This is a genomic window from Haladaptatus sp., assembly GCF_049589095.1.
In the GTDB taxonomy this organism is placed as follows: Archaea; Halobacteriota; Halobacteria; order Halobacteriales; family Haladaptataceae; genus Haladaptatus.
In genome coordinates this window covers 1-5,328 of sequence record NZ_JBAWAC010000312.1, presented here as the reverse complement: position 1 = coordinate 5,328, position 5,328 = coordinate 1, and the positions used below count along the sequence as shown (strand labels likewise).

The window sequence follows — 5,328 nt, the reverse complement described above, 5'->3', positions numbered from 1 at the left end:
CTACCTCGAAATAGAGAAGGAGGATGCACACGAGCACATCATGGAGGCCGTAGAGGGTCTTCGCTCGAAGACGGTCGGCGACTCGATAGAGTACCGGAACGCGAGCGGGATGCTCCTCGCAATCCTGTCGGAGACGGACGATGTGTCGGGGGCGAACACGAAGTTACGATACCAGATTTCGGTGATCGCCCCGTTTCTCGCTCACGGTCGAGTGAAGGCTGAAGAAATCAGAGCGGCGGTCGACGAGTACCGAGTCGAAGGATAGCACTCACAGACCGGTCGGCGCGTCGATGAAGGTCGTCGTCAGCCCCCACTCCTCGGCGAGCGATTCGAGCGACTTCACGCCGAACGTTTCCGTCGCGTAATGGCCCGCGAGGAAGACGTTCAGCCCCACTTCACGCGCTTCGTGGTAGACCTTTTGCTTCCCTTCCCCGGTGATCAGCGCGTCCGCGCCGACTTCGACGGCCTCGTCCAACCAGTCCACGCCGCTTCCGGTGACGATGGCGACGCGTTCTATCCCCTCGGGGCCGAAGTCGAACTGCTGGACATCCCGCCCGCCCGTGTCGAGTTCGGACGAGAGCACGTCGCCAATTTCCGCCCGCGTGAGGTCGCCGTGCCCCTGCTGGCCGATGTGCTCCGGTCCCATTCGTCCGAAGGGTTCGCGCGATTCGAGTCCCAACAGATCCGCAATCCCTGCCGCGTTGCCGAGTTCGGGATGCGAATCGAGCGGCAGATGGGAGACGTACAGCGCCACGTCGTTCTCGATGAGCGGCGCGATTCGTCGGTAATCGCGGTCGGTCACGCGCTCGATGCCGCCCCACGAGAGTCCGTGGTGGACGACCAGCGCGTCGGCGTCCCACTCCACCGCTTCCTCGATGGTCCGCTCGGCGGCATCGACGGCGAACGCGACACGTTCGACGTCTACTTCTTCGGGGTCGTTCGGTCCGACTTGCAATCCGTTCGCGCTGGCGTCGATGTCGGCGAAGTCGTCGGTCCGGAGTCGGTCGTCGTATCGTTCGGTGAGTTCGGCGAGGTTCATGCACGGGTATCGTATCGGCGTCGGTTTGTAAGCCCCGGCTTGTACGTCCCGACTCCCGTTTCGTTTCGCCTGCCATCACGGTTAAGCCAGTGCCGCAGGTACGTTCATTCCCTCCCATATCGGGGAAATCGATACCGAGGTGAACGAATATGAGCAAGTTCCGTAAGGCCATGGCTACGTGGCGACGAATCCCACGACGATTCGGACGACGTATCATGCACAAAGTACGGCGAGCGCTCTAACTGCGCCTCATTCGCTTTTTGGGAAAAACGGATCGTCGTCAGTCTCCACTCTCCGCCGCCGAAAACACGAACTCCCGCAATAATTTTCCGCCGAGCGTCGCGGCTTGGCCGTCGTCCCGGTCGTTAACCTCGACGACGTCGAAACCGACGACGTCCGTCGTTTCCGCGACGTCGCGGACGACGTCGCGCATCTCCCGTGAGGACAGACCGAACGGTTCCATCGTACCGGTGCCGGGTGCGAACGCGGGGTCGGCACCGTCGATGTCCACGCTGAGGTACGTGCTATCGTCCCCGTCGAAATCCGGTTCCCAGTCGGCCGCCTCCTCGGGCGGGACGACGGTCACGTCCGATTTCGCAGCGCACTCCCATTCGTCCTCGCTACCGGTTCGAGCGCCGATGATCACGGCCTCGTCGACGGTGTCGAGGACGCGGCGAGTGACGGTCGCGTGGCTGAGGGGATTACCGTCGTACTCCTCACGCAAATCGAGGTGGGCGTCGAGGCAGACGAACACGTTTGGCTCGGTGGCGCTGACACCCGCCCCCGTGATGGTGTGTTCGCCACCGAGAAGCAACGGGCACGCGTCGTCCCAGACGACGTCGGTGATGACGCCTTCGAGATACTCCAGATACTCCTCGGCGTCGTCCCACGCGTACACGTCGCCGTGGTCGTGAACGCCGAGTTCGGAAAAGAACTGCCCGGTTCGATGGTCGTAATCGTCGAAGGTTCGGGCGTACCTTCGAATTTCGTCGGGACCGAACCGTGTGCCGGGCTGAAATGAGGTGGATACGTCGAGCGGCGCACCCACCACCACGAAGTCCGCTCGTCCGCGGTCGGTAGACGCACCGGGAAACATCTAACGTACGATCTTACGCTGGTCTTCCATCTCGAGATACTCGATGGTGTCGTCAGGCGACAGACCCATTCCCTCGGGCGTCTTGATGGTGATGGTCTCGTAGGTGTCGAGGTCCATGACCTGCGCGACGGTTTCGCTTTCGACGTTGACGACCTGTCCCTGTTTGCGGTTGATGATCGGGACCCAGATCTTCGCATCGACCGGCTGGCTCATGCTTCGTTTCTTGTCGTCGAAGACGCCTTTGCCCTCGATGCGGGCTTTCGCGCTTCCGTGTTTACCGGGTTTTGCGGTGCTGTAGGACTTGATGACACACGCTGCATCGTCCATCATCAGGTAGTTGCCTTCCTTGAGTTCGCGGACTTCCTTTTGCTCTTTCGCCATATCGCGGAATTGCGCTCCCTCCGGTATAAACCGTTTGGAAATGCCGCGCTGGCGCGGTAGGTTATAAGTACGAGAAATGCGCAGAAACCACGATTAGAACCCGGATGGGAAACGTTTTCCACGACGCTTTCGACCGTGGCTGACTCTCGTCAGTTTCACGAACGCCGTTTTCACGCCGTCCGTTACTTGGTCTTCACGACCGTCCTTCCGGACGATTTTTGCATCGCTTCGGTTTTCCGTCGGAGCGTTGACCTCGTTGTCGTTTGACCGACGACTTGGTGTTTGCTCCGCGTCTACGTCTTATCGACGTGGGCCATCCGGTGTGTTCCCGTGGTCCCAGCGACATTTGTACCTTGGTCATCGATCGTTATGAACCTTGTTCAGAAGTTCTGCCATGACATACGTGAACAAATGACATGGAAGTGTTTTTGCCCTCTCACGCGTATCGCCATTCATGCCGGAACATCCGCTGAAACAGCGGTTCGTCCTCGATACGTCACTCTTCCTCTCGGAGGAAATCCGCAACGAAGACGAGGGGTTGGAAGACGCACTCGACCGCCTCCTCGACTCCATCGCCACCGCGAAACTCGCGCTCAACATCTCCTGTTACATGCCCCCGTCCGTCCACGACGAACTCACCAGCATCCTCGAAGAGCGTGACGTGTCCGAAACGACCGTCTCGAAGCTCGAAACGTGGGTCATCAAGAAGAACCCCGCCCGCTTCGAGGTGATGATCCCCGCCGAACTCGTCTACCGGTTCATCGACGAGATGAGCGGACGCGTGGACAAAGGGCTCCGCGTCTCCGAAAACGCCGTCCGCGAGGCATCCGAGGACGGCCACTCCGACGTCGGGTCACTCATCTCCGACCTCCGCAGTCAGTACCGTTCGACCCTTCGCCGTGGCGTCTTGGACTCCCGCGAGGACTTCGACCTGCTCATCCTCGCCCGGGAGCTCGACGCGGGCGTCGTCACCGAGGACACCGGCATCGTCAACTGGGCCGAGGATTTCGGCCTGCGATACCTTCGTGGCAGGGATTTCCCGCCGTTACTCGATTCGTATCTCGACGCCAGCGAACGGGTGTGAAAAGGGGAACAGCGGCCGTGTCCGGCGACATCGACGCCCCATACGCCTTCGACAGTCGTTTATCCGGTCCACTGTTATGCCCGGCTATGCATCCGTCCGGAGCCGACACCGTCCTCGTCCGACACGGTGACGTGGGCGTGAAGAGTGGGAAAGTGCAGACCGAGATGGAAAAGCGGCTTCGGGACAACATCGCCGCGATACTCGAAGCGAGGGATATCGACGCCGAAGTCGAGCGACGCTGGTCGCGCCTACTGGTCCACACGACCGAAGCTAACGTCGAGGAGGCAACGACCGCCGCAGCGGACACCTTTGGCGTGCAGTCCGCCAGCCCCGCCGTGGTCGTCTCGCCGGAACAGGAGGTCATCGAGGAGACGCTGGCCGACGCGGCACGCGAGCAGTACGACGGCGGCACCTTCGCTGTCCGCGCCCGACGGGCCACCAAGGACCACCCGTTCACCAGCACGGAACTCGAACGAGAGGGCGGTACGGCGGTCTGGAACGCCGTGGAAGACCCGGAAGTCGACCTGGATGATCCCGACATCACGTTCTTCGTCGAAGTGCGCGACTCGGACGCCTTCGTCTTCCTCGAAAAGCGCGACGGCCCCGGCGGCCTCCCGCTCGGCACCCAGACGAAACTCGTCTCGCTCGTCAGCGGCGGCATCGACTCCCCCGTGGCGACGTGGGAAGTGATGAAACGAGGCAGTCCCATCGTCCCCATCTACCTCGATTTGGGGGACTACGGCGGCATCGACCACCAAGCGCGGGCCATCGAAACCGTCCGAAAGCTCGCCAGATACGCCCCCAACCAGGACATGCGCGTCCGGAAGGTTCCCGCAGGCGAAGCCATGAACCTCCTCGGCGAGGAGGTCGGTCCCGCCCGCATGCTCGTCTTCCGGCGATTCATGTACCGCGTGGCCGAGCACATCGCCCGCGAGGAGTCCGCCCACGGCATCGTCACCGGCGAAGCCATCGGGCAGAAGTCCAGCCAGACGGCCCGGAACCTGGGCGTCGTGAGCACCTCGACCAGCATGCCCGTCCACCGTCCGCTCCTGACGATGGACAAGAGCGATATCGTCGCCCGCGCCCGCCGCATCGACACCTTCTCCGAATCCACGATTCCGGCGGGCTGTAACCGTCTCGCGCCCGATTACCCCGAAACCAACGCGACCCACGAAATCGTGGACAACGCGGAGCCTGACGGGTTGTACGAACTGGCGAAGGAAGCGGCGGAGAACGTCGAAATCGTCGAGTTGTAAGTACCGCGTCAGTCGGCGTCGTCGCTCGACATCTCGGTCGCAGGGACGCCAGCGACGGTGGTCCCCGGGGGGACGTCGCGCGTCACGAGCGAGTTGGCGGCGACCCGTGCGTTGTCGCCTATTTCGACGCCGGGGAGGATGGTCGCGTTCGCGCCGATCATGGCGCGCTCGCCGATGACGACTTCGCCGGTTCGATACTCGTCCTGCAAAAACTCGTGACAGAGGATGGTCGCGTCGTAGCCGATGATGGCGTGATCCTCGACGGTGATGAGGTCCGGCCAGAACACGTCGGGGGTCGACTCCAATCCCCACGACACGCCACGACCGATCGTGACGCCGATTCCGCGTAGGAGCCAGTTTTTCAGTCGTAGGCTCGGGTTGATACGCACGAGCCAGATGACGATGTACTGTATCGCAACCCGAAGTGGACTCCGGACGTCCGTCCAGTACTGCAAGGAGTTCAGGCCACCGG

At 62.0% G+C, this 5,328-nt stretch carries 7 protein-coding genes; 3 read left to right on the top strand and 4 right to left on the bottom strand.

The features are described 5' to 3' along the window. Nucleotides 1–265: hypothetical protein (locus WBV42_RS10110; RefSeq protein ID WP_423985921.1), on the top strand; the 265-nt coding region annotated here is incomplete at its 5' end. A 3-nt stretch (nucleotides 266–268) separates the two neighbouring features. Here WBV42_RS10110 and WBV42_RS10105 read toward each other — a convergent pair. From WBV42_RS10105 to WBV42_RS10095, 3 genes are all read right to left on the bottom strand, one after another. Next, nucleotides 269–1,039 carry a Nif3-like dinuclear metal center hexameric protein gene (locus WBV42_RS10105; protein WP_423985920.1) on the bottom strand — a complete coding sequence of 257 codons (771 nt, stop codon included), beginning with the start codon at nucleotides 1,037–1,039 and terminating at the stop codon, nucleotides 269–271. Between the two features lie 280 nt (nucleotides 1,040–1,319). Beyond that, complete coding sequence (gene speB, locus WBV42_RS10100; protein WP_423985919.1) at nucleotides 1,320–2,135, bottom strand: agmatinase; 816 nt, start codon at nucleotides 2,133–2,135, stop codon at nucleotides 1,320–1,322. Further along, nucleotides 2,136–2,516 (bottom strand): translation initiation factor IF-5A, encoded by a 381-nt coding sequence (locus tag WBV42_RS10095; RefSeq protein ID WP_423985918.1) that lies wholly within the window; start codon nucleotides 2,514–2,516, stop codon nucleotides 2,136–2,138. Between the two features lie 454 nt (nucleotides 2,517–2,970). Here WBV42_RS10095 and WBV42_RS10090 point away from each other — a divergent pair, with 454 nt between their 5' ends. Together WBV42_RS10090 and thiI are read left to right on the top strand one after the other, a co-directional pair. Then, nucleotides 2,971–3,600 carry an RNA ligase partner protein gene (locus tag WBV42_RS10090; protein ID WP_423985917.1) on the top strand — a complete coding sequence of 210 codons (630 nt, stop codon included), beginning with the start codon at nucleotides 2,971–2,973 and terminating at the stop codon, nucleotides 3,598–3,600. 86 nt (nucleotides 3,601–3,686) lie between these two features. Further along, nucleotides 3,687–4,856, top strand: a complete 1,170-nt coding sequence (gene thiI, locus WBV42_RS10085; RefSeq protein ID WP_423985916.1) for a tRNA uracil 4-sulfurtransferase ThiI — start codon at nucleotides 3,687–3,689, stop codon at nucleotides 4,854–4,856. Between the two features lie 8 nt (nucleotides 4,857–4,864). Here the strand turns inward: thiI and WBV42_RS10080 are convergent. After that, a partial coding sequence (locus WBV42_RS10080; RefSeq protein WP_423985915.1) for an acyltransferase occupies nucleotides 4,865–5,328 on the bottom strand: 464 nt, incomplete at its 5' end.

What these genes read in the sequence shown, in the direction of transcription:
- WBV42_RS10105 (WP_423985920.1), bottom strand. Translation starts at nt 1,039, where the DNA reads ATGAACCTCGCCGAACTCACCGAACGATACGACGACCGACTCCGGACC.
- speB (WP_423985919.1), bottom strand. Translation starts at nt 2,135, where the DNA reads ATGTTTCCCGGTGCGTCTACCGACCGCGGACGAGCGGACTTCGTGGTG.
- WBV42_RS10095 (WP_423985918.1), bottom strand. Translation starts at nt 2,516, where the DNA reads ATGGCGAAAGAGCAAAAGGAAGTCCGCGAACTCAAGGAAGGCAACTAC.
- WBV42_RS10090 (WP_423985917.1), top strand. Translation starts at nt 2,971, where the DNA reads ATGCCGGAACATCCGCTGAAACAGCGGTTCGTCCTCGATACGTCACTC.
- thiI (WP_423985916.1), top strand. Translation starts at nt 3,687, where the DNA reads ATGCATCCGTCCGGAGCCGACACCGTCCTCGTCCGACACGGTGACGTG.